We start from the raw sequence: 22,074 nt of genomic DNA, 5'->3' as shown, positions 1-22,074 counted from the left end.
ATAATGCGAGTGCTGTCCCGTGAGGCAATGGCGTAGCAAACCCCTGATCAGAGCCGCCAACACGCCTCAAAATGGCTCTACTTGAAACGGTAACAAGAGAACCGCCCTTCGCGAATTCGCTTCGCGCTTCCACGCGCCCCTCACGGGACGTCATCCCCTTATGCCCTCGCAAGCCCCCATTGCCCTGCCCCCGGATAACCGCCTGCACTCCAGTCTAGGCATGATCAGCCCCACCGAGTACGAGGCAGCGCACTACGCTGACCCACACCCCCTGACCGACTGATCACCGGCCAACAAAACACCGGCAGGAAAGCCGGCACGGTTCACTGCGCGACAATCGTCGCGGTGGGCGGGTGCCTTTCAGTCCAGGGACCAACGGTTCGGCCGCTGATGGCCGGCGTCGGTCTGGGCCAAGAGTCACTCCGGGCCAGGACTGTGACGGGCCACGCCGTGAACGGCGGGCAATCTCGTGATCAGGACACCGAAGTGGCCCAAGGCGGCGTCGGCTCCCACCACGTCGGACAAGTCCATTTGAAGGCACCCTCTGGGGCCACCATTGACAAGAGTCACCACATGGCGGGACGACCGATACCACCCTGGCAGCCGATCCCAGACCGGCCACTCCGAGTCTCACAGCCGTTGACAGTAGGGGACGATGCTGTCCCGCGAGCTGGCGTCGCCGGGGACGCCGGGCAGTGTTCACTGGATCAGCTCGATGTGCGGATGGTCCGGGGATGCCGGGCAGACGTGGAGTTGCAGATCGTATCCCCGGGCAAGGTCGATCATGGTGTAGTTCGCCGGAGGATAGCCGGGAAGGGTTGCAGTGGGGTTGGCCTGGTCTTCCTCGGGGGCCCAATTGTCGGTACCGGCGCCCCATTCGGTGGTGGCGATGGTCAGCAGCGGCTCCGCCTCGGTGCCGCATGCGGAGCAGACGCGGGGGACGGGGTCGGTGAGGCCCCAGCGGGTCCACCCACCGGCCTTCCAGCCGGGAGCGATGGACAGCTTGTCCGTGTAGAGCTCCTGCGGGGCGGGCGCGTAGTAGCTGTCGACAGCGGCGCCGGCCGTCTGCCACGTGCTCCAGTCCCCCAACTGCTGCTGCAGCTCCGTGCTCAACTCCATCACGTGGGGGTACTCGGTAACCTGCTCCGGTTCGAGTAGGCACGGCTCCGGCAGATAGCCGGGGAACTGGACGGCGGGCGGCTCCGGAGGGGTGTAGAGGACGTCGGTGACCGCGGCAACGGACCGCCAGAACAGGGCGGTCCTGGGGTGCGCCGGGTGGTCGAAGGGACACCACAACACCTGGAGCAGATCGGCCCCAAACCGACCGGGCGGGCGCAGCAGGGGGACGTCACGCCCGTACAGCTGGGCTACGGGCAGCATGGCGATCGGGCCCACGGGCCACGGGTGGCCGGCGTTGATCCGCTCGTTGGTTGCCTGTTCCTCAGGCGTGTACCGGGCTGTTTCGGGAATGCCGTGCGGTCGGCTCGCCACGGCTGCCTGGATGCGCCGCTGCAGCCGCACGTCTTCCGGCGAGAGGGGCGCGTTCACCTGGTCCCACACGTGTGGTCCGTCGCAGTGTGGCCACGGCTCGTCGGCGGGCCACAGTAGTGGCCCGCCGACCGAGCTGTCGTGCGGCGTCGGCGATCCGGGGCGTGGATGCAACCGGGTCGCCGTGCGCACCAGGGGAGCCAGTTGAGGGAAGACCGCGGTGACATCGACCGGTCGCGGCGGGGTGGTACGGCTCATGCTGGCTCCCTGCGGTGTGCGTCAGATCGGATCAGTTTCCGAGGTTGAGCAGCCCAGTATTGCCCTGGGTGTTGGAGATGGTGGTGACGAAGAGCAGGGTCTGTGTTCTGTCCGCCCGCTGAAGCGATGCACTCACGGTGACGCCGGTGGGGATCGTGCTGTCGCTGTCCTTGTAGAGGGGCGTCACCACATAGAAGACCGCATCATCCGGCCCCGTGGTGGATGCGACCGCGTCCTGTACCTGCTTCTCGTAGGTTCGCATGCTGGGCGTTCCGGTGTTCATCCCCACCTGCCAGCAAGGGACGAGGTTGGCCTGTCCGCCGTCGAGTATCTGGCCCTTCCCGCCGAGGACGTTGGCGATCAGGTGGCAGCGGGAGATCGCCGTGCCGGGCGAGTTCGTGGCGACGAACAGCTGCGCGTCCTGCCAGCCGGTGATGTCCCCCGAAGCCGCGCTGCCCGAGCCGAGCGGCTTGCGCAGACAAGCCTGCGCCCCGGCCGCCCGAGTACCGGCCTGGCTGGTCGGGTCAGTCCGGTTGCGATGCGGCACAGGGTCGGTGCTGTTGAGGATCCACCCACCGCCGGAATTGGGCTGAGCCACATCCAGGCAGGCGGCCTTCGGCTTGGTGAGGCGCGCCGTATTGCGCGCCGGCTCCGAAAAGCAGATGTCGCCGCTCACGTACTGGAAGTGGGAGACGCCGGCATCGACCTCGGCGGTGTAGAGTCCCTCGCCCTCGTCCTTGTCGCTCGTGTAGCTGCCCTGCCAGCTGTCACGCAAGAGCAGGTTGCCTTGACTGGTGTACTCGTGGGCGTAGTTGTTCGGCCCCTTGATGGTGACGAGCCACTTGTAGCCGATGGCTGACCCGCCGAAGACATCGAACCCGGTCTCCATGACGAACGGCTGGTGGTTGGACTTCAACTTGAACCTGACAAAGCTTCTGCCGCATTCGACGGGCCCGGCGGCTGTGAGCTGGGTCTTGGCCTGCTGGGCAGCGCGGCGCATCACCAGGTCCTTGTTGGCCGCCGGGATAGGAATGGTCTTCCCGTTGGCCAGCCGCACGGTGACGTTGCCCGCGCGATCCGGTGTTGTGGTGACCAGCTCCGTCACCCGCACCGTGGTCATCTTGAACGTGATGGTGTGTTCCGCCGGGCCTGGCGTGACGGCGCTGATGCGGTCAGTCGGATGCGCGGGCGCGGCGGCGGCCGTCGCGGTGCCACCGAGTGCGACAGCGGCGGCCGTCGCGGCCACCGTCGCCCCTGACAGGACACGGCGCAGCCAGTTCGGCTTTCGGTCCCGTCCTCTATGGTGGCGACGTATACCTGGTAGAGACATGATCGATCCCTCTCGCATTTCTGGTGGATAGGGCCTGTCCGCACCGGAGTTGCCCGGAGCTCATGCCGGTGGTGGCGGGGCGGGCAGGTGGGCGTGTCCATCGCGCCGCACGCCTGGTCTGCTGTGACGACGGCCGGCTCAGGCCTTCGAGTTCACGGACGGTCCGGCAAACGCGCCTGACCGCGGTTCACCAGGGAATTCCCGAGCCGGGCAGTTCAAGTCCCGGGCGGACCGGCATCTCTTCGGGGAGCCGGAGTTGCCGAGGCGAGGCGCGATGTCAGTGATGTATTCGGGCGGGTGAGGTTCCTGGCGCTGACTCCCGGCTCACGCCGCGCACCTTGACGAGTTGTCAACGGCCAGTGCCACACCGTCACGCTCCTGAGCGCCCGCCCGGCACGCCCCTGTCGCGCGCGAGGGCCCGGGGACGCGGAGTCCCCGGGCCCTCGCTATGTCACCGGTGCTCCCGAACCAGGCGTGGTGTCAGGGGTCAGGCCTTGACCAGGACGTAGGTGCCGCTGCCGTCGGCCCTGCCCATGCTGTACTGGCGTACGGGCTGGTCCTGGGCATTGCGGTCGTGGCCCATCATGAAGCCGGTGTACTTGTTCTGGACGCCGATCTTGTCGGAGCCGGGCACGTCGCGGTAGACGAAGAACCGCTGCAGGTCATCGACCTTGCAGTCGTCCTGCACCAGAGCGGCACCTTCACTGGAGGCGGTGGCCTGCGGGACGGCCAGGCACTTGCCGGTGCCGCGGTTGATGAGGATCTGCTCGGCGTTGCCGTTGGTCTGCGGACCGTGGCACATCTGCCACTGGTCCGGCCCATTGCCGAACATTGAGGCGGTCTTCAGCGTGATGCTGTTGTCCAGGCTCAGGATGGGCGCCGACCAGAACAGGGACCGGTCCTGCGTAGCGATCTTGTAGTAGCCCGCGTCGCAGGTGAAACCCGCCGGCACGTTGCCAGTGGGCGGCCAGTCGACCGCCGCCTTCACCGCCGGCTTCTGCGCGTTCGCCGACACGGATGCCTTGTCTGCGGCGGGTGCGCGCTCGGTGCGGGCCAGGGCGGCGCCGCAGCCGAGGATGTCCTGGGCCTTGCGCATGATGCTGCTGGCAGGCACGGCGTCCTCGCAGCGCACCGCGCCCTCTTCCAGCGTGGTGTAGGTGGTGTAGCTGCCGGCCTCGGGGCCGTCGACCCACTTGGTGGCGTAGCTGCCGTTGCCCAGGCTCACCCGGTTGCAGTTCAGGCTGCCGTACTGGCCGGTGACCTTGCGGGTGCCCTCGTACAGGGCGTAGTAGCCGGGTCTGCGGAAGTCCCAGGTGATCGACTTGGACTCGCTGCTGGTGTGGCTGTAGGACGCCTGGACACTGATGCCCAGGCTCGCCCCGACCTGGGCGAGGGCCTCAATCTGGAAGCTGCCCTGGATGGAGGCGTTCAGGCCGACCGACACGGTGATCACGGTCTGGGTGCTGGTCTCCACCGTCTGCGAACCCATGGTTCCCTCGGTGACGTACCAGCCCTTGAAATGTGTGATCGTCGGAACGATCTGGGTCGACTTGATGTACGGGTACCGCTTGCCGAGGTCAGCGGGCGTGCAGGCATCCCCGAGCTTGGGCTGGTCGGCCGCCACAGCGGCGGCCTTGGAAGGAGCGGCCTCGGCGGGGGCGGCCGTGGCAACCGCCGCGGCGAGCGTGGAGACGGCGACCGCGATGAGGACCGTCAGTCCTCGTCTGCCGCGGCCGGATGATCGTGAATGACGCATCGAGCTCATCCCCTCCCCCTGGACGAGACTCCCGGGTTCGAGCAGGCGGGAGTCCCGGCCAGCGGTGTGGTCGGTGTGACGGTGCAGATCGCGGGGCACGGGGCGTCATGGCCGTCTTACCTGTTCGTCATGCTGCCCCGTTTGATACCGCTGCTTGCGGCGGAACCAGATCAGCGGTGATTGGGCAGAACCGACTCTGCCCGAAAAACCGCGGGACGTAATTGGCGCCCAGTGCACCCTTGTTGGCGTGGAACGCACTGTCGGTCCCCAACACTGCTGCACTTTGCTGACTGTTCTGGATCACTGTTGCCAGAGTGCGTGGGGGTAGGGATGCGTTCCACAGTCGTCGACACCACCGGATTTCCCGTCCGCGAGCGGCCGGAGGCGTGGGCCGCGGCCATGGCCCTGGCGCAGGTGCCCCAGCGCGTCACCCCTCTGGAGGCGGGAACCTTCAAAGCGCGGATCGAGATGATGCCCCTGGGCGCCGGGCAGGTCTCCGTCCTGTCCTCCTACGCCTCCGTGACCGCGCAGCGCACAGCCCGGCATATCCGCCAGTCCGACCCGGAGATGTACCGGATCCACCTCGTCACCGCCGGAGAAGTAAGCATCGAGCAGTACCGGCAGCGGTCCCTGCTCAACCGCGGCCAGATGGCCTTCGGCGACAGCTCGCAGCCCATCGACATCCACGCCGGTGACACCCCGGGCAGGCATCTCGTCTACCAGTGCCCCAAGAAGCTCCTGCGGCTTCCGCACGAGCAGCTCACCCGCCTGTACGGCCGGTCCCTGCCATGGACACAGGGCATCGGCCGCCTGTTCGGCCAGTTCCTGACAGGGCTCGCCAACGAGTACGCCCAGTACACACCGGCCGACGCCGCCCGCCTGGAAGCCAGCGCGCTCGACCTGCTGTCAGCCGTCCTGGCCCACCATCTCGACCAAGACGCTTCGCCCAGCAGCCCTGCCGTATCAGGCGCTTCGGGCCAGCAGGCGCTGTTCCTGCGGATGAGCGCCTTCACCACTGAGCATCTGGCAGACCCCGACCTTGGACCGGAAACCATCGCCGCGGCCCACCACCTCTCCCTGCGCTACGTGCACCGCGTCTTCCAGCACCACGGCCTCACACCCCGGGCATTCATCCGCCGGCAACGGCTCGACCGCTGCCGCAGGGACCTGGCCGACCCCGCCCTGCAGCACCTCACGATCCACGCCATCGCCGCACGCTGGGGCTACCCCCAACCCGACGGCTTCTCCCGCGCCTTCCGCACGGCCACCGGAATGTCCCCCAGCGAATACCGCGCCACCCAGCGCCACTCCACACTCACTCCTGACGAGGACGGCGTCCCGGGCCGAGATCCGCGCCACACCGCGCGTTGATGTCCGGCGACACGGGGACATGACCGAGCTTGCTGCTTCCCGAGTCCCCCACCACTCCGACTCCCTCGTCGGCGGCGTGATCACGCCGTCCGGCACCGCCTGCTCTGCGGGCCTGTAAATAGAGCGGCTCTGTCCCGTATTCGGCTCTGCCCCGTAATCGGTGGTAACGATGGGTGACAGTCAGTGCGGGAGGATGCGGTGGCGGAGGAGATCGAAGCCCGCGCGGCCGTGCATCTGTCTCATGATTCGTCTGGTGCGGGTGTTGACGCCTTGGTCCGCCCATTGTGGTGCGGGAGGGTGAGGCCGGCGGTGACGGCTGCACGGTCGAGTTCGAGGCCGTTCGCAAAGGCGTGGAGGCAGGGCAGCTGGGCCGTGCGGACGCTGACGATCCACGCGGCGAGTTTCTCGTCATCGCCTGCGGCCGACGTGAGGAGCTGTGCGAACTCGCGAATAAATGAGGCCAGTTGAGTCATCTTTGGGCAGGACGAGGTGAGCTCGGCGAGGAGACTTGCGTCCCTGTCCCGGAGGTGGTCGGGATGGGTGAGTAGGAGGCGGCCCAGCCATCGCGGGGTGGTGACGGGCCGGTCGACTTCGGCCCGGCCTTGGGGGATGTAGCGGTAGCCGACACGTCTCACACACCTACCTGTAAAGCCCCGCAGCCCCGGACAGCACCGGGTGAGTGACCAGGAGGCGTCCGGGAACACCGCGAGAGCAGCCAGCGGGACGGGCTCCCGCTGTTCCTCATGCGTACGGGGGTGGTCCATCAACTGGCCGCAGGGGCAACTGCCTGCCCGCGTCCCAGGGCCGTCAGCGAGCCGTGGCTGCCACTCGCGAGCCTGAAGCGCCACGACCGGCGCATGGTGTTGCATCTCCAGGCCCGGCGTGCGCTTCTCACCACACGAAGGCCGGAGCGCACGGCGCTTCACCACAGTGCACGCCCCTGCGCGCATCGCTGCGCCCTGTTGACTGGATGGCCAGATCTGGCTGGTCGGCGGACACTTCCCGTACGCGCCACACGCGGACGAAGGTGGCTCCGCAGGTCGACCGACAGTAGCGGGCCGGGCGTCGGTGGCCCGGACCCGCCGCCGTACCGATCGCGGTACGCCCCCCCGGGCGTGCGGCGCGGACAAGGGCACCCCGTACAGGGAGGAGCCACCCGTGATGGACCTGACATCGTCGGCCTCCCCGAGCGTGACGGCAGTCGCCGACACCGGCCGCACCTATCGGACCGCATACGCGCCCACGGCCGCGGTAGACATAACCAGCCAGGGCGGTGGGCGGTCCGTGCCGCGCACCCGCCACGCTGAGGTCGGCGGCCGGCCCCGGCGTAACACCCTGGTGAGCAAGGCCATGGCGGCGTCGGCGAAGGACGCGCCAGGCTCCGGACGAACCCGGTCGGCCTAGGCCTGCCCCGGGGGCCCCGGCCATCTCCTTACCGCCCCGTGAGCGGTGGCTTTCCCCTCCACGGTCTCCACCGGCGCCGTCGTGCGCCCGTACACCGCCTCACCTCGTCCAGGCCGTACGGCACCGACACGACGTCAGGCCCGGTGTGCGACCCGGCGGTGCCACGGCTTACGCGACGTCATGCCCTCCCACCCCCCGTATCCCGTCAGGAGGTCCGTCATGCGACGACTCGTCAGGACGATCACGACCGCGGCCACGGCCGCGACGCTGGCCCTGGGCACCGCACTGGCTCCCTCGGCACCGGCGGTGCCGGACACCGAGGGTTGTACGGAGGCGACGACGCCCGGCGGCGACTGGCCGATGTACGGCAGGGACTACACCAACACACGCACGCAGCAGAGCGAGCACCGCCTTGCGCCGCTCAAGGCCGCGGCCCTCACACCGCGCTGGGTCTACCACACCGGCAACCCGTCCCAGGTGGTCGGCTACGAGGACCTCGCCGGCACACCCACCGTGGCACGCGGCTGCGTCTACATCGGCGACGCCGCCGGCGACGTGGCCGCCCTCGACGCCAACACCGGCCGCCGGGTGTGGCGCACCCCCATCGACCTGAGCGTCGACGAGACAGGAGCCCGCGCGGGCGTCGTGGTCTCCACGATCTTCGTCGACCAGCAGCAGGTGCTGGTGGCCGTGAACAAGCTGGGCGGACCGTACGTCCTGGCGCTGGACGCCCGAACCGGAAACCGACTGTGGCAGAGCCCCGCGCTGGACACCCAGCCCGGCGCCTACACCCACGCCAGCCCCATCGTCTACCAAGGGGCGGTGTTCGTGGGCTTCTCCGGCCCGGAGGGCGTGCCCACCGCCCAGGGCGGGTTCGCCGTCCTGAGCGCTACCGACGGCCATGTCCTCAAACACACCTACACCATCCCGGAAGCCGACCAGCTCACCGGTGACGCGGGCGGCGGGATCTGGAGCACCCCCGCCGTGGATACGGCCACCGGATACGCCTACGTCGGCACCGGCAACCCCTTCAGCAAACAGAAGGAACACCCCCGGACCAACGCCATCCTCAAGATCGACCTGAACCAGAGCCGGTCGGCCTTCGGCACCATCACCGCCTCCTACAAGGGGCTGATCGACCAGTACACCCCCATCCTGCGCGACCTGGCGAAGCCCACCTGCATGCTGCTGCCGGAAAACCCCACCCTCCCAGCCTTCCCACCCTTCCTCCCGCCGCTGGAGGAAGCCCGCGACAGCATCGCCTGCCTGCAGCAGGACCTCGACTTCGGCGCCGCACCGAACCTCTTCCGCGACCGGGACGGCGCGCTCCTCGTCGGCGACCTCCAGAAGTCAGGGATCTACCACGTGGTACGGACGGACTCGATGCAAGCCGCGCGCCGGATCCTGGTCGGCATCGGCTGCCTGGTGTGCAACGGCTCCTCCACCGCCTACGACCCCGCGGCCAGGCAGGTCTACGCCGATGTGGCCCTGGGTACCCTGATGGTCGCCTTCCGGCCGGACGCGAGCGCCGCGTCCTGGCTCTCGCCCGTCGGGGACGGCATCCACTACCAACCGGTGGCCACCGCGGACGGCGTCGTGTACACAGTCGACTCCATCGGCTTCCTCGACGCCTACGACGCACACACCGGCCTGCCCCTCCTCCACCGGCCCCTGGCACTCGACGGCGCACCCGACGCCATCGCCGCACTGGCCGGCAACGGCGTCTCCATCGCCAACCACACCGTCTACGTCGCCGCCGGCAGCCACATCATCGCCTACCGGCCCCTCCTGTGAACACCGCACACCCCGCCGCCCGGAGCGGGACGGGGACGGCACCACACCGCCCCGCTCCCGGGCACGGGTGCCTGGCCCGACCACGAGATCAGCGATCGGATGCGCGCGGCCACCTGGGCTTGATCCGCTTTGACGGACATCCGAGATCAGGGGTTCGTCCCCGGAAGGATGCCCATCATGGAGAACATGGGGAAGAAGAAGCCGCGCCCTCGCCGCTCGTTCACGCCGGAGCTCAAGGCCGAGATCGTCGAGCTGTGCCGACGTGGTGACCGCTCGGTCGGCGATCGAGACCGGCATCCCGGTCTACTTCGCCGACCCGCACAGCCCCTGGCAGCGCGGCACCAACGAGAACACGAACTGCCTGTTGCGCCAGTACTTCCCGAAGGGAACTGACGCTTCTCGATGGGCGGCTGAGGATATCGAGGCGGTTGCTGCCACGCTCAACAGCCGGCCCCGGAAGAGCCTCGGCTGGAAGACGCCCGCCGAATCCCTCAACGACCATCTACTATTGATGAAATAAGCCGGTGTTGCATCCACTGGTTGAACCTGGTCAATACACCAGTCAGCAATTCGCCACCCTGGCAACGGAGTTCGGCATCCGTCTGTCTGTTGGCCGCACTGGACAGTGCTGGGACAACGCGCTCGCTGAGGCGTTCTTCGCCACCATCAAAGGGGAGTTGCTCGACACGAGAACCTGGCCCAGCCGGGCCACGGCCCGCACCGCGATCTTCGACTTCATCGAGGACTGGTACAACTTGCACCGGCTGCATAGCAGCCTCGGCTACCGCAGCCCCGCTGACTACGAGACCGCACTCGCAGCCTGACCACCACACCGATGGTCTCCGTCAAAGCGGAACAGGCTCAGTGCTGGGGCTGGGGCTGCGGCTGGGCGTGGGTGTGGGTGTGGGGGTTGTGGGGCCTCGGCCACCCCTCGTGTCGTACGTGCGCTCCGGTGTGCGAGGCTTCAGGGAGTACAAGTCACGGGGGTGCACAAGTGCGCAAAAAGCGCGTGCGGAAATTGCTGCGGTCGATGGCGTCCGGCGAGCCGGTCAAGCTCCGCCTCTCTGGGTACACGTTCAAGGGTATGACTCGACTCGCCCTCGTCGCTGAGCAGTTCGGGTACGTGTACATGGACCTGCACCAAGACTTTGAAGATCAGTGCGCCACCATGCTGCTCCTGCCGGACCGTAGTGATCACGCCCAGGCCCGCGCGGCGGCGAACTGGGCCCGCTATCCCCACGCGGCCGACGGACGCTCACTGCCGCCCGACGAGCCCGAGGTGCGCGAACTCCTCAAGGCCCGGATGATGACGGACCTCAACCGTCAGTATTCGATGAGGCACCGGGCGCTGGTTATGCTCATCCCTTCCCTGGCGGGCACCTGGGAGCTCTGGTCCGAGTTCAAGACGGAGAACAGGACTTTCGCTCTCCTCCTCGCGGGCGGCTTCTTCGTCCTCGCTTCATCTCTCATCATCTTGAGGATCGCACTCGCCCAACGCGACTCCACCAAGTACACGAGGCGGCTGGAGGCCGCCGGGTACACCGCCGTGACCGACCGGAACGGGCGACGGCGCTACTACCCGCCCGGCCGGCACCTCCCGGGGCCCGACAGCCTCATGTTCTCCGCGAACGAGCTAGGGGACTACTGAGTCAGGAGTGGCCTGGGGCCGACAGCCACCGCCACCGCCACCGCCACCGCCAGCAAAATGGGGCCACTCAAAACGGCCACCCTCGTCCGGGACGGTACAGAAGCCCTGGACGAGGACTGACCAGCCGCCCGCCAGGCAGAACTTTTCAACCCACCGTCTGGAGCCCGGACGAGCCGATGGCTCAGTTGTTGTCGGTCCGGGAGCGTTTCGGGCTGCCTGCCGGGTGCTGTGACAGGCAGCCCCAGAGTGGCTAGGCGATCTTTGTGTAGCCCTTCAGGAGTGGTCTTGCTGCTCTGAGGGCTGCGGCGCCGAGGGCGGTGATAGCCGCAGCAGCACCTGGTAGGAAGAAGTACGCGAGGATACCGAGGACAACGAGGGCGCCCACGGCCACGCCTACACCGGCATAGGTCTTCCAGCTGCTAGCCGCTTGACGTAGTGGGGTCTGCCGCACGATCGGGTGACATCTGAACTGGCTTGCCCTGTGGGGCAGATGGGAAGGGTGTCGCTGTGCCCAAGCCTTATCCGGAAGAGTTCCGCCAGGACGTCGTGCGGGTCGCGAGGAACCGCGGTCCGGGCGTGACCGTCGAGCAGGTAGCCGCCGATTTCGGTGTCCACGCCATGACGCTGTGGAAGTGGATGCGCCGCGCAGACATCGACGACGGGACCAAGCCCGGAACGACCAGCCAGGAGGGTGCCGAACTTCGCGAGTCACGTCGGCGGATCAAGCTGCTGGAGCAGGAGAACGAGGTTCTGCGCCGGGCCACGGCCTACCTGTCGCAGGCGAATCTCCCGGGAAAAGGATCTACCCGCTCGTGAAAGAGCTAGCCGGAGACGGAGTGCCCGTCGCGGTGACGTGCCGGGTGATGAAGCTCGCCAGACAGCCCTACTACCGCTGGCTGGAGCGGCCGGTGACCGATGCCGAATTCGATGAAGCCGCTCGAGCCAACGCGTTGTTCGACGCTCACCGCGAGGACCCGGAGTTCGGCTACCGCTTCCTGGCCGACGAAGCCCGCAATCTGGGAGCTGGCATGGCGGACCGGACCGCATGGCGGATCTGCCGGGACAGCCGCTGGTGGAGCGTCTTCGGCAAGAAGCGTGGCAGGACCAAGAAGGCAGGCCCGCCGGTGCACGACGATCTCGTCCGCCGTGACTTCACCGCGACCGGTCCGAACCAACTGTGGCTTACCGGCATCACCGAACACGACACCGGGGAGGGGAAGTTGTATCTCTGCGCGGTCAAGGACGTCTTCAGCAAGCGGATCGTGGGCTACTCCATCGACGGGCGGATGATGTCCCGCTTGGCCGTCGCCGCGCTGAACAATGCCGTTGCCCGCCGCGAAAGCGTCGCCGGGTGCATTCTGCACAGCGATCGCGGATCGCAATTCCGGTCCGGAAAATTCGTTCAGGCACTCGCCGGCCACCAGATGGCCGGTTCGACAGGGAGAGGCGGGGCGGCCGGCGACAACGCGGCCATGGAGTCCTTCTTCAGCCTGCTGCAGAAGAACGTCCTCGACCGCCGACAGTGGGCCACCCGTCAGGAACTGCGAACGGCGATGGTGACCTGGATCGAGCGGACCTACCACCGACGCCGCAGACAAGCCTCTCTCGGCCGACTGACCCCCGTCGAATTCGAGACCGTCATGACCACACCGGCCCTCCAGGCCGCGTGACCGAACCTGTCACCCAAAGCTGCACCAGACCCAACCATCACGAACATGATCTAGAACCGTAAATAGGTTGCAAGCTGCCCACACCAAACACATGGGCCAAATCAACCTCCACTCAACCCTGACCTCTGAACTCCGCACCGCCGCAACATGCCTGCCCCACAAGACCTCCGCCCAGGCACCCCGGTACCCGACGCGAGCGCCCGCGCCCCCCTACTCGCCCACGAGCCCGAGCACGACGACCCAGTCATGCCGTCACGCGGACCGCTGTGCCGCCCCTCACCGTGCAACTCGCCATCGTGCACAGCGAGACCGCCGACGACTCAGCCCTCGACCGGATGACGCTCGGCGCCTACGCCCCGCAGATCCTGTGGCTCGACACCGACGAGCCGTTCAGTGACGGACTGATCTACGAGGCCCGCAGGTTCGGATGCGGCGCCGTACACGGGACCGCGGCCCAGGCCGTGCTCGTGCCGCCGCTCCGATACGACGAAGTCGTGTTCGGGCTCACCGGCGCCGGGTGGCTGTTCATCGAGCAGGCCTACGCTCAGCTCAACACCGCCAAGGAGGTCTGACGGGAGGGCCGCTCAGCGGGGGAATCGGTGGCTACCGGTCGACCGGCCCATCGACACAACAGAAGATCACCGTGACCGAGCTGTTGCAGAAAAAGACGCTACCCGCGCTCCCTGCCGCACCCGTGCTGGCATGCTCGGCGTCCTGGAGTGTCAGAGCCTGCAGATCGAGGAGTACCACGGCTTCGCCCTCCCTCGTCGGCGACCAACGGCCACCAGCGCTCAGCCTACGAAACGCGCCACGCCCCTGGGCAGGGGTAATTCGGGCAGGCTCAGACCGCATCTTCCCGACAACCACGATGCCCCGCGGCCCCGCGCCTTCACCGGCCGGGGCCGCAGCCACGCCGTCCAACCTCCCGCTCCCACGCCGGCTGCGGCCTGCGCGGGGACCAGTGAGCCGTACGGGGCGACAGGGGCGGCATCCGTAAAGGCCCGTACCCCCGGCGTCGCCGATGGGCGGCTGGATCGCTGACCGGGGTGAGTCGGCGGGGTCTGGCGCCCTGCCTCCGATACGGGCGCCGAAAGACAGCTCCGCGCAGATGTCGGCCGGGTACCGCAGACGGCCGGGCACGTCACGCTCGTTCAGGGCACCGATGACCAGGTCTGCGGTGAGGCCCCCCGGGTCGCGGCGGGCCGTCGTCGGGGGCGGAACCGTCCGGAGTCTGCAGGTGTGAGGCTCTCGGCGACTTGACTGGCAGATAGTTAGCCGCCATATTACTTCTTATGAGTGACGAGGACGCGAACCCCGGCGCTGCACCCACGCTCGAACAGGCGCGGAAGCAGATCGCGCGGTACGGGCTTGAGACCGACCCGCAGGCGGTACTTGTCGCGGTGCGCCTGATGGCTGCCGGGGCGCGCCTGGACCGGGCGTCCGAAGTGCACTTTGCGCGTTCCGGGCTGTCGACCGGGCGCTACCGCCTCCTGGTGGATCTCGAGGACAGCGACGGGGAGAAGTCGCCGTCGCAGCTCGCGAAGAGTCTCGGCGTCTCGCGCGCCACAGTGACGGGCCTGGTCGTTGGCCTGGAGCGAGAGGGCCTGGTGGCTCGCCGCGCCTCAACGGAGGACGGGCGGGGCGCAGTGGTGGTACTCACGGCGCGCGGCAGCCAGCGGTTGCGCGATATGGCCGCGGACCACTTCGCACGGCTTGAGGCGCTGGTCGGCGGACTGGCCGCCGATGAACGCGGGCTGTTCCTCGACCTCCTGGAGCGGATCACTCAGCGGATCGACGCATTGACTGCCGAATAGCTGCGGCATCACTTCCGCGCGGGGGCAGCTTCCTCAACCGCGCGGCACCCTTTCCTGCACCCATATAGTTAGCTTCCTAATCATCTGGTTAGCCAGCTAATTTATTTTGGAGGAGTCACATGAGCCCCTCTCCCAGAACCGCCCAGCGCGGTTTCGCCACGCGTCCGTTCACCCTGTGGAAGGAAGTCGCGACCGCCTACCTGGCCCCTGCGCTCACCGCCGGGCTCGGCGGATTCCTCAGCGGCCAGCCCGAACTGACCAGGGCCGCCTTCACCTCCATCGGGGCCACATCGGCCTTGGTGGCCTGCATCGTCGGCGCCTGGCTGCACCGCCGCGGCCGACCCCGGCGCTGGACAGCCTCGGCGCCGCGACCGCTACTCACCCTCGGCCTCGTCATTACAGCGGCCGGAATCGCCGGCCTGGCCGGATGGTTCGGATCCGACTGGCTGCCGTCGCACACACTGGTCCCCGATGCCGGATGGCTGGAGCGGCTGCGGATCGACCTGCCGCTGTCGGCCGGCCTGGCCGCCGCCATCGTCACCTGGCGGTGGCACGGCACAACATCCCGGCAACCGGCCTGACCCAGCCCTTCCCACCCGGTTCTCCAGACCCCTCACCCACGAAAGGCACACTGTGATCACCATCGTCGGCGCCACCGGCGCCACCGGCAGCGCCCTGCTCCGGCGGCTCATCGAACGCGAAGTCCCCTGCCGCGCCGTCAGCCGTACGCCCGACAATCTGCGCGCCGCGATCGGCGCAAACACACCAGTCGAGATCGTCGGTGCGGACGCCGCGGACCCTCAGACGCTCCGCGACGCGTTCGAGGGATCCACGCAACTGTTCCTCGCCATGGCCAACAGCCCGCGTCAAGCCGAGCTTGAGACCAACGTGATAGACGCCGCAGCCCACTGCGGGGTACGGCACGTGGTCAAACTCTCTGCCCCAGCAGCCGAGCCCGCCTCACCGGTGGCCATCTCGCGCAGCCACTGGCAGGTCGAGGAACACCTGGCGAAAACCGACATGACGGCTACGCTGCTCCGGCCCTACGCATTCATGCAAAAGCTGCTCCTGAACGCCCCAGCGATCGCCGAGGGCGTACTCATCGGGGCCATGCGCGAGGCACCCTGTAACTACATCGACGTCCGAGACATCGCCGACGTCGCCGCCGAGACCCTCCTGCGCCCCAGCCTTGCCGGCGCCACCTACACCCTGACCGGTCCCCGGGCCTTCAGCCACCCCGAGCTCGCCCGTCTGCTCGGCGAGCTGACCGGCCACCCCGTTCGCTACATCGACCTGCCGCCGAGCGAGTTCCACAGCCACCTCCTGTCCACCGCACAGATGCCGCCCTGGCTCGCCAGCCACGTGGTAGAGATCCAGCAACTGGCCATCGCACACCCGGAATCTCCCAACGACACCATCGAGATCATCCTCGGCCGCCCCGCCAGGACACTGCACACCTTCCTCCGCGAACATCTCCACACGTTCACCAAGACCGCCTGACCGACCGCCCAACCGTCTGCCCCGCCCCTCACCCTTCTCCGGGATACCGGTCCCGACATCCCGGAGAAGAGCATGCGACTTCGCGCAGGCGCAGATGCTGGTCCCCGACGGTGTGCTGGACGCCGCCAACCGCGTACGGGTCGCTCTGGCCGATGCCTACAGGCGGTTCAAGCGGCTCAGCGACGCGTTGATGGGGATCTTTGAAAACGGTTCTGACCGCGCTTCCGTGATGGCTACGCCAGAAAGACGACCGAGTCCAGGCTCGCGCGCCACCGCGCAACCGCTTGAGCAGCGCGGGACTCTGCGCCGAAGGCACTCGTGGCCGACGCCAGGCTGAGCCTTCACGGATGCACGGTCAGAACCTTGAAAACGCCCGCTGCCGCTCTTCGCCTCACTCTGTTGTTGGTTGAATGGTGTGAGGAGGGTGGGGATCGGCGAGCTGCGTGAGCCCTGCCGACCGTCAGGTCGGCGAGGCCCGGCGATGGTGAACCTCAGCCCATGGTCAATTGATCAACTCGCACTTCGAACTCGACGCGTCCGTCGAGTGATTCGAGTCCCCAAGGTGCGACGGAGATCGTAAGTCTGTCTGTGGTGGTGTCGGCGGTCAGGATGTCACAGAGGAGGCCGACCTCGACGGGATAGTCGGAGTCGGGGGTCAGGTCGTCGCCGGTGAAGATGGGCCACTTGTCGACGAAGGCCCATTGCTGCTGGTGGGCGTCGGCAAAGCGGACCTCGACCAGGCCGGGCTGGGGTTCGTCATCGACCCATCGGACCGCTTCGCAACGAAGGAAAGCCATGGGCAGAGCCTGCCATCACGGCCTGTGGTCGGCAGCTGGATATCCGGACTGCCGGCCCATCGGTCTCACTGTCATAGAACCCTGCGGAGCGGGACGACATCACGAAGGCCGGTCGGCATGGGCGGACGGGCGGCTTCCGGTGTCGCCAGGAGAGCGACGATGGTGACGGGCTGCTGGTAGTGCGTACAGGTGCCTTCGACGGCGGCTTCAGGGTCTTGGAGTGTTTCGGGCGGAACCGGAGATGCCTTCCTCGAACACCATCTGTCTGTGGTCCCTCACCAGCGCCTTCGTCACCAGCCACTGCGCCGACGGATCCCCTCCATCTCCTAGAGGTACCGGGGTGGCGACGCCTGCTATATCGCGTACCCGAGCCATCAGTACGGAGCACGAAATCGGCCTGCCTATCCCTCATCGGCCTCCTGGTCGTTGGCTTCGTTGGCGCGGTCGATCTCGGCCATGTGCTCCTCCGCCCAGGTCCGCAGCCCCGCAAGCGCGGCTTCCAGGGACAGCCCGAGTGCGGTGAGCTGGTAGAAGACCCGTGGTGGCACGGCCGGTTCGACCCGGCGCGACACCAGCCCGTCGCGGGTCAGGCTTCGCAGCGTCACGGACAGCATCTTCTGCGACACGCCGGGCATCCGGCGTCTCAGCTCCGCGAAGCGCACCTCCTCCGGTGCGGCATCGGCGAGCGTCTTGACGGCCATAGACGTCCACTTCGTACCAATGCGGTCCAGCAACTGTCGCGTCGGACAGTGGGGATCGAACAGATCGCCGCGCACCGGTCGACCGGCGGCCCGGGCTCCTCGGGTGGTCACCTGGGGCTCACCACCTTCCCTGAAAGTGCCGTCTTGGAAGCGGCCAGGCAGTTACCTACCGTTTGGTGGTCACCAATGGTAACCAGCAGGGGAGTCATCATGCCCGCAACCGCCGCACACCACCTGCACCGCATCGTGACGAACGGCGTCCAACTCAACGTCGCCATCGCCGGGGAGGGACCTGCGGTTCTCCTGCTGCACGGCTTCCCGCACACCTGGCAGCTCTGGAGCGGCATCATGAGCCGACTGGCCGGGCAGTACCGGGTCATCGCCCCGGACCTGCGAGGCCTCGGCGCCAGTGCACGCGCCGTCGAGGGCTACGACGCAGGCACCCTCGCCACCGACGCCGAAGGGCTGCTCGACGCACTCGACGAGCCCTCGGCAGCGGTGGTCGGTATCGACGCGGGCACCGCCCCCGCCGTCCTGCTCGCGCTGCGCCAGCCCCGCCTCGTCCGGCGCCTGGTCGTGATGGAGGCACTGCTCGGCCGCCTGCCCGGAGCAGAGCACGTCGTCGCGGGCGGCGCCCCGTGGTGGTTCGGCTTCCACGCCGTCCCCGGCCTCGCGGAAACCGTCCTGGCCGGCAACGAGGCCCCGTACATCGACTGGTTCCTCGACTCGGGAACGCTGGGGCGGGGAGTACCCGACGACATCCGTGCAGCCTTCGTCCACGCGTATACCGGGAGCGAGGCCCTGCGCTGCGCGTTCTCCTACTACCGGGCCCTGCCCACCAGCGCACAACAGATCCAGGACGCCGTCGCGACGGCTCGGCTGACCATGCCCACCATGGCCATCGGCTCCCACCCCATCGGCACAGGCCTCGAACACCAACTCCGCCCCATCACCGACGACCTGGTCGGACACCATCTGAAGGACTGCGGCCACATCATCCCCCTCCATCGCCCCGACGCATTGCTCGCACTCCTCGCCCCCTTCCTCTCCCCCGATCTACCCAAGTGACCGCAGCGGAGCCCAAGGATGGTCGGGCCTGGCGGAAGGGTATGGAAGTCCTGGGAACGGCTCACGGGTGACCAGGTCAGCCCTCGCCATCTCCCCCGCCCTGCCCGCGCCTACGCACCAGCGCCTTCGCCCCTACGACCAGGCCCACCGCACTCACGATCACCGCAACCCCCACGACGGCCACCGCACCGCCCACGGCGAGGAAGAACAACAGCAACGCCCACAAAGGCGGATCACCGTCCACCGGCTGCCCTCATTGTCCGCGACATACGTGTCACGACGTGCCATCAGGCCTACACGGTTCCCACCACTCACCCCACAGCCACACCGCCGACGCAGACACCACTACCGGCAGCCGCGGCCCGCCGCCGCACTCGCCAGGGCTGGTGGCCCTTCGGGCCGCTCCCGCTGAAACCGAGCACAGTCGGCAGCCGGTCGCGCTCGGGGCCAGACCCCGTGCATCGTCTCAACGAAGTTTGATTGATCTCACCGCACCTTGACCGCCAGCAGTCGATGTCGGCGAGAGCGAGAGCACGATGTTCTGGGTGGGCCTCGCCGTCCTGGCCGCCTTCGGGAGCCTCCGCTTCTTCCTGTCGCGCCAGTTGATCGACCGCCTAGGCTCGGTCGCGAGCCGCATCCCTGTCGAAGTCCGCTGTCCGTTGGCACTCATTCGAAGGCGACGAAGGCAACACCCCTGTTTTTAACGGGGTGTACGAGAGCCACGGCTCCGGTGTCTTTGGGGACCGGTGCTTCTCCGGCGAGGTCGGGAGCCGCTTTGGTGTGATGGTCTGTGACATGCCGCGTTTGGCGTAATCGAGTGGGTTGGGCTGTTTGGCCGCCACCCTGTGCATGTTGATCACGGTCCGGGTCAGGGAGACCGCTGGTGCACAGGTCGCATGAAGTGCTGTTCGAGAAGATCCGCCGGGCCGAGCGGGAGCAGGGGCTGTCGGGGCGGGAGCTGGCCGCGCGGTTCAAGGTGTCGCGGAACACGGTGAGGAAGGCGTTGGAGTCGCCAGTGCCGCCGAAGCGGAAGTCGCCGCAGCCGCGGCCGAGTGTGCTGGAGCCGGTGAAGGGGTTTATCGACGCGCTGCTGCGCGAGGACCTGGACGCGCCGGTGAAGCAGCGGCACACGGTCGTGCGGATCAGGAGCGCCTGGCTGCGGAGCACGACTTCGAGCTGGCGCGTCCGACGACCGTCTACGACTACGTCGCCAAGCGCCGTCCGCAGATCAGGGCGGAGGCGCTGGAGGGGCGTCGGCACGTGGAGGGCATGGTGCCGCAGGCGAAGCGGCCGGGTGAGGAGGCGGAGGTCGATTTCGCGGACTTCTGGCTGGACCTGGCCGGTCAGCGCCGCAAGTGCGTGCTGTTCACGCTGCGGCTGTCCTATTCGGGCAAGGCGGTTCACCGGGTATATGCGACGGCCTCGCAGGAAGCGTTCCTGGAGGGGCATGTCGAGGCGTTCACGGTGCTGGGCGGGGTGCCGTCGGTGCACATCCGGTACGACAACCTCAAGCCGGCGGTCAAGCAGGTGCTGTTCGGGCGCTCGCGGGTGGAGTCGACCCGGTGGGCGTCGTTCAAGTCGTGGTACCAGTTCTCGGCGTTCTACCGCGCCCCTGGTGAGGACGGCGCCCACGAGAAGGGCGGGGTGGAGCACGAGGGCGGCCGGTTCAGGCGCAAGCACTTGGTACCGCCGCCGCAGGTCGATTCGCTGGCGGAGCTGAACGAGCGGCTGGCCGCGATCGACGTGGCCGAGGACGCCCGGCACATCCACGGCCGGCCCACCTCGATCGGGTTCGACTTCGAGGCCGAGCGCGTACGGCTGAGGCCGCTGCCCGCGGACGACTACGACTGCGGGATCGACCTGACGCCGACCGTCGCCCGCAACTCCAGGATCACAGTGCGGCAGGGCTACTACTCGGTGCCGGCGAAGTTCATCGGTGCCAAGGTGCGGGTCAAGCTGCGGGCGAACGAGCTGTAGGTGTTCGACGGCCGCCAGGTCGTGGCCCGCCACCCGAGGCTGACCCGCCGCTATGCCTACCACGACATCCTGGACCACTACCTGGAGATCCTGCTGGTCAAACCCGGTGCGTTCGCCGGGGCCTCCGCGCTCGCGCAGGCCCGCGCGGAGGGCGGGTTCACCAAGGTCCACGAGGCGTTCTGGGCCGCGGCCAAGCAGAAGGCGGGCGACCGCGAGGGCACCCGGATGCTGATCGAGGTCCTGCTGCTGCACCGCCAGCTCCCGGCCCAGGCCCTGGCCACGGCGATGGAGACCTGCCTGCGGATCGGCTCGGTCTCCACCGACCTGGTCGCCATCGAGGCCCGCAAGGCGATGGAGGGCACCGATGCCGAGGACGCCGAACTCCTCACCGACCCGGACGAGCCGTCGCACGACGTGGTCCCCGGAGCCGGGGACCGGGCGGACGAGGAGGCCCGGGTGATCTCCCTGCACACGCGCCGTCTGCCGCCCGACCCGCGCACGGCACTTCCCGACATGAGCAAGTACGACCGGCTGCTGAGCCCGGCCACCCGCCGCGACAGCGGCCAGACCCGGAAAGGCCACGGCGCATGAGCCCCACCATCACCCTCACCGACCAGGACGAGAAGCCGGACACCGGGCAGATTCCACCCCGGCGGATGTCACTGCCGGGCGACCCGGAGGACATGCTCATCGACGAGGCCTGCCGCGACCTGCGGCTGCCCGCCTTCCGCGAACGGTTCATCGAGCTCGCCCAGTCCGCCCGGCGCGAGCAGGCCAGCTACAAGCAGTTCCTGCTGGACCTGCTCCAGGTCGAACTCGCCGACCGCGACCTGCGCCGCCAGCAGCGGCTGCTGCGCCTGGCGCGCTTCCCGCGCCCCAAGCGGCTGGAGGACTTCGACTTCGCCAAGAACCCGAACGTCACCCCGGAGGTCGTCGCGGACCTGAAGTCCCCGACCTGGGTACGCGAGGGCTGCCCGCTGGTCCTGATCGGCGACAGCGGCACTGGCAAGAGCCACCTGCTCATCGGGATCGGCACCGCGATCGCGGAGGCCGGCCTGTCGGTCCGCTACACCACCACCAGCGCACTGGTGAACGAGCTCGCCGAGGCCGACGCCGCCCGGCGCCTGTCCTCGGTGATCGCCCGCTACAGCAAGATCGATCTTTTGTGCCTGGACGAGTTCGGCTACCTCAACCTGGACCGCAAGGGCGCCAAGCTGCTGTTCCAGATCTTCACTGAGCGCGAGGAACGCAAGGCCACCGCCGTTGCCACGAACTCCCCGTTCACCGAATGGGACAAGACCTTCGGCGACGCCCGCCTCTGCGCGGCCATCGCCGACCGGATCACCTTCCGCTGCACGCTGATCCAGACCGGCACCGAGTCCTATCGCTACCAGGCCACCCAGGACTCGCTCTTCCCCACACCGCAGTGACCCCTGCCCCATCAGTCGACCATGGTTTGCCGTGGTCGACTCGGCGGTGCGCCGGAGGGCGGGATTAC

Annotated in this window: 18 protein-coding genes and 3 pseudogenes; 14 read left to right on the top strand and 7 right to left on the bottom strand. The window is 68.0% G+C overall.

Annotation, left to right across the window (positions count from 1 at the left end):
• Positions 1-699 precede the first annotated feature (699 nt).
• The 3 genes from IE252_RS18360 to IE252_RS18350 form a co-directional block, all read right to left on the bottom strand.
• Complete coding sequence (locus tag IE252_RS18360; RefSeq protein WP_190090504.1) at positions 700-1,746, bottom strand: hypothetical protein; 1,047 nt, start codon at positions 1,744-1,746, stop codon at positions 700-702.
• A 31-nt stretch (positions 1,747-1,777) separates the two neighbouring features.
• Positions 1,778-2,992 carry a DNA/RNA non-specific endonuclease gene (locus IE252_RS18355; protein WP_229848525.1) on the bottom strand — a complete coding sequence of 405 codons (1,215 nt, stop codon included), beginning with the start codon at positions 2,990-2,992 and terminating at the stop codon, positions 1,778-1,780.
• A 571-nt stretch (positions 2,993-3,563) separates the two neighbouring features.
• Entirely contained in the window at positions 3,564-4,832 is a 1,269-nt protein-coding gene (locus tag IE252_RS18350) for an RICIN domain-containing protein (RefSeq protein WP_190090538.1), read from the bottom strand.
• A gap of 330 nt (positions 4,833-5,162) precedes the next feature.
• Between IE252_RS18350 and IE252_RS18345 the strand changes: the two genes are divergently transcribed.
• Positions 5,163-6,203 (top strand): AraC-like ligand-binding domain-containing protein, encoded by a 1,041-nt coding sequence (locus IE252_RS18345; RefSeq protein WP_190090503.1) that lies wholly within the window; start codon positions 5,163-5,165, stop codon positions 6,201-6,203.
• 180 nt (positions 6,204-6,383) lie between these two features.
• On the opposite strand, the pseudogene IE252_RS18340 reads toward IE252_RS18345, so the two are convergent.
• A pseudogene (locus IE252_RS18340) lies at positions 6,384-6,859 on the bottom strand (transposase); the annotation flags it as partial.
• Positions 6,860-7,361: 502 nt separating this feature from the next.
• Here IE252_RS18340 and IE252_RS43280 point away from each other — a divergent pair.
• The 7 genes and pseudogenes from IE252_RS43280 (at position 7,362) to IE252_RS18310 (ending at position 13,291) form a co-directional block, all read left to right on the top strand.
• Positions 7,362-7,607 (top strand): hypothetical protein, encoded by a 246-nt coding sequence (locus IE252_RS43280; protein ID WP_229848523.1) that lies wholly within the window; start codon positions 7,362-7,364, stop codon positions 7,605-7,607.
• Between the two features lie 219 nt (positions 7,608-7,826).
• On the top strand, positions 7,827-9,401 hold the full coding sequence (locus tag IE252_RS18335; RefSeq protein WP_190090502.1) for an outer membrane protein assembly factor BamB family protein: 1,575 nt from the start codon (positions 7,827-7,829) through the stop codon (positions 9,399-9,401).
• Between the two features lie 280 nt (positions 9,402-9,681).
• Positions 9,682-9,921: pseudogene (locus tag IE252_RS18330) on the top strand (IS30 family transposase); the annotation flags it as partial.
• Positions 9,922-9,925: 4 nt separating this feature from the next.
• Positions 9,926-10,225: an integrase core domain-containing protein gene (locus IE252_RS18325; protein ID WP_190090501.1), complete on the top strand. Its 300-nt coding sequence runs from the start codon at positions 9,926-9,928 to the stop codon at positions 10,223-10,225.
• Positions 10,226-10,485: 260 nt separating this feature from the next.
• Entirely contained in the window at positions 10,486-11,049 is a 564-nt protein-coding gene (locus IE252_RS18320) for a hypothetical protein (protein WP_190090500.1), read from the top strand.
• A gap of 507 nt (positions 11,050-11,556) precedes the next feature.
• Positions 11,557-12,719 (top strand): IS3 family transposase gene (locus IE252_RS18315; protein WP_190090499.1). Its coding sequence is split into 2 segments (ribosomal slippage): positions 11,557-11,841 and positions 11,844-12,719, totalling 1,161 coding nucleotides; the frame shifts between segments, so codons are not numbered across the junction.
• Positions 12,720-12,985: 266 nt separating this feature from the next.
• Positions 12,986-13,291: a hypothetical protein gene (locus IE252_RS18310; RefSeq protein WP_190090498.1), complete on the top strand. Its 306-nt coding sequence runs from the start codon at positions 12,986-12,988 to the stop codon at positions 13,289-13,291.
• Positions 13,292-13,322: 31 nt separating this feature from the next.
• On the opposite strand, the gene IE252_RS44280 is transcribed toward IE252_RS18310, so the two are convergent.
• Positions 13,323-13,571 (bottom strand): SapB/AmfS family lanthipeptide, encoded by a 249-nt coding sequence (locus tag IE252_RS44280; RefSeq protein ID WP_373298566.1) that lies wholly within the window; start codon positions 13,569-13,571, stop codon positions 13,323-13,325.
• A gap of 440 nt (positions 13,572-14,011) precedes the next feature.
• Between IE252_RS44280 and IE252_RS18300 the strand changes: the two genes are divergently transcribed.
• The 3 genes from IE252_RS18300 (at position 14,012) to IE252_RS18290 (ending at position 16,033) form a co-directional block, all read left to right on the top strand.
• On the top strand, positions 14,012-14,533 hold the full coding sequence (locus IE252_RS18300; RefSeq protein ID WP_190090496.1) for a MarR family winged helix-turn-helix transcriptional regulator: 522 nt from the start codon (positions 14,012-14,014) through the stop codon (positions 14,531-14,533).
• Positions 14,534-14,652: 119 nt separating this feature from the next.
• Positions 14,653-15,114 (top strand): hypothetical protein, encoded by a 462-nt coding sequence (locus IE252_RS18295; protein ID WP_190090495.1) that lies wholly within the window; start codon positions 14,653-14,655, stop codon positions 15,112-15,114.
• Between the two features lie 52 nt (positions 15,115-15,166).
• The gene (locus IE252_RS18290; protein ID WP_190090494.1) at positions 15,167-16,033 is read left to right on the top strand and encodes an NmrA family NAD(P)-binding protein; all 867 of its coding nucleotides are present in this window, start codon (positions 15,167-15,169) and stop codon (positions 16,031-16,033) included.
• A 491-nt stretch (positions 16,034-16,524) separates the two neighbouring features.
• Here the strand turns inward: IE252_RS18290 and IE252_RS18285 are convergent, their stop codons facing one another.
• Together IE252_RS18285 and IE252_RS18280 are read right to left on the bottom strand one after the other, a co-directional pair.
• A complete protein-coding gene (locus IE252_RS18285) occupies positions 16,525-16,830 on the bottom strand; it encodes a hypothetical protein (RefSeq protein WP_190090493.1) in 306 nt (101 codons plus the stop codon).
• A 401-nt stretch (positions 16,831-17,231) separates the two neighbouring features.
• Entirely contained in the window at positions 17,232-17,642 is a 411-nt protein-coding gene (locus tag IE252_RS18280) for a winged helix-turn-helix transcriptional regulator (RefSeq protein WP_190090492.1), read from the bottom strand.
• 99 nt (positions 17,643-17,741) lie between these two features.
• Between IE252_RS18280 and IE252_RS18275 the strand changes: the two genes are divergently transcribed.
• The 3 genes and pseudogenes from IE252_RS18275 to istB all read left to right on the top strand — a co-directional run bounded on the left by IE252_RS18275 (position 17,742) and on the right by istB (position 22,006).
• On the top strand, positions 17,742-18,599 hold the full coding sequence (locus IE252_RS18275; RefSeq protein WP_190090491.1) for an alpha/beta hydrolase: 858 nt from the start codon (positions 17,742-17,744) through the stop codon (positions 18,597-18,599).
• Positions 18,600-19,482: 883 nt separating this feature from the next.
• Positions 19,483-21,167: pseudogene (istA, locus tag IE252_RS18270) on the top strand (IS21 family transposase).
• Between the two features lie 65 nt (positions 21,168-21,232).
• Positions 21,233-22,006, top strand: a complete 774-nt coding sequence (gene istB / locus IE252_RS18265; protein ID WP_190090537.1) for an IS21-like element helper ATPase IstB — start codon at positions 21,233-21,235, stop codon at positions 22,004-22,006.
• The last annotated feature ends 68 nt before the right edge of the window (positions 22,007-22,074 follow it).

Source organism: Streptomyces melanogenes, from assembly GCF_014649795.1.
In the GTDB taxonomy this organism is placed as follows: domain Bacteria; phylum Actinomycetota; class Actinomycetes; order Streptomycetales; family Streptomycetaceae; genus Streptomyces; species Streptomyces noboritoensis.
Note: the sequence above shows the minus strand (reverse complement) of the source record. Positions and strands in the feature narration are given on the sequence as shown.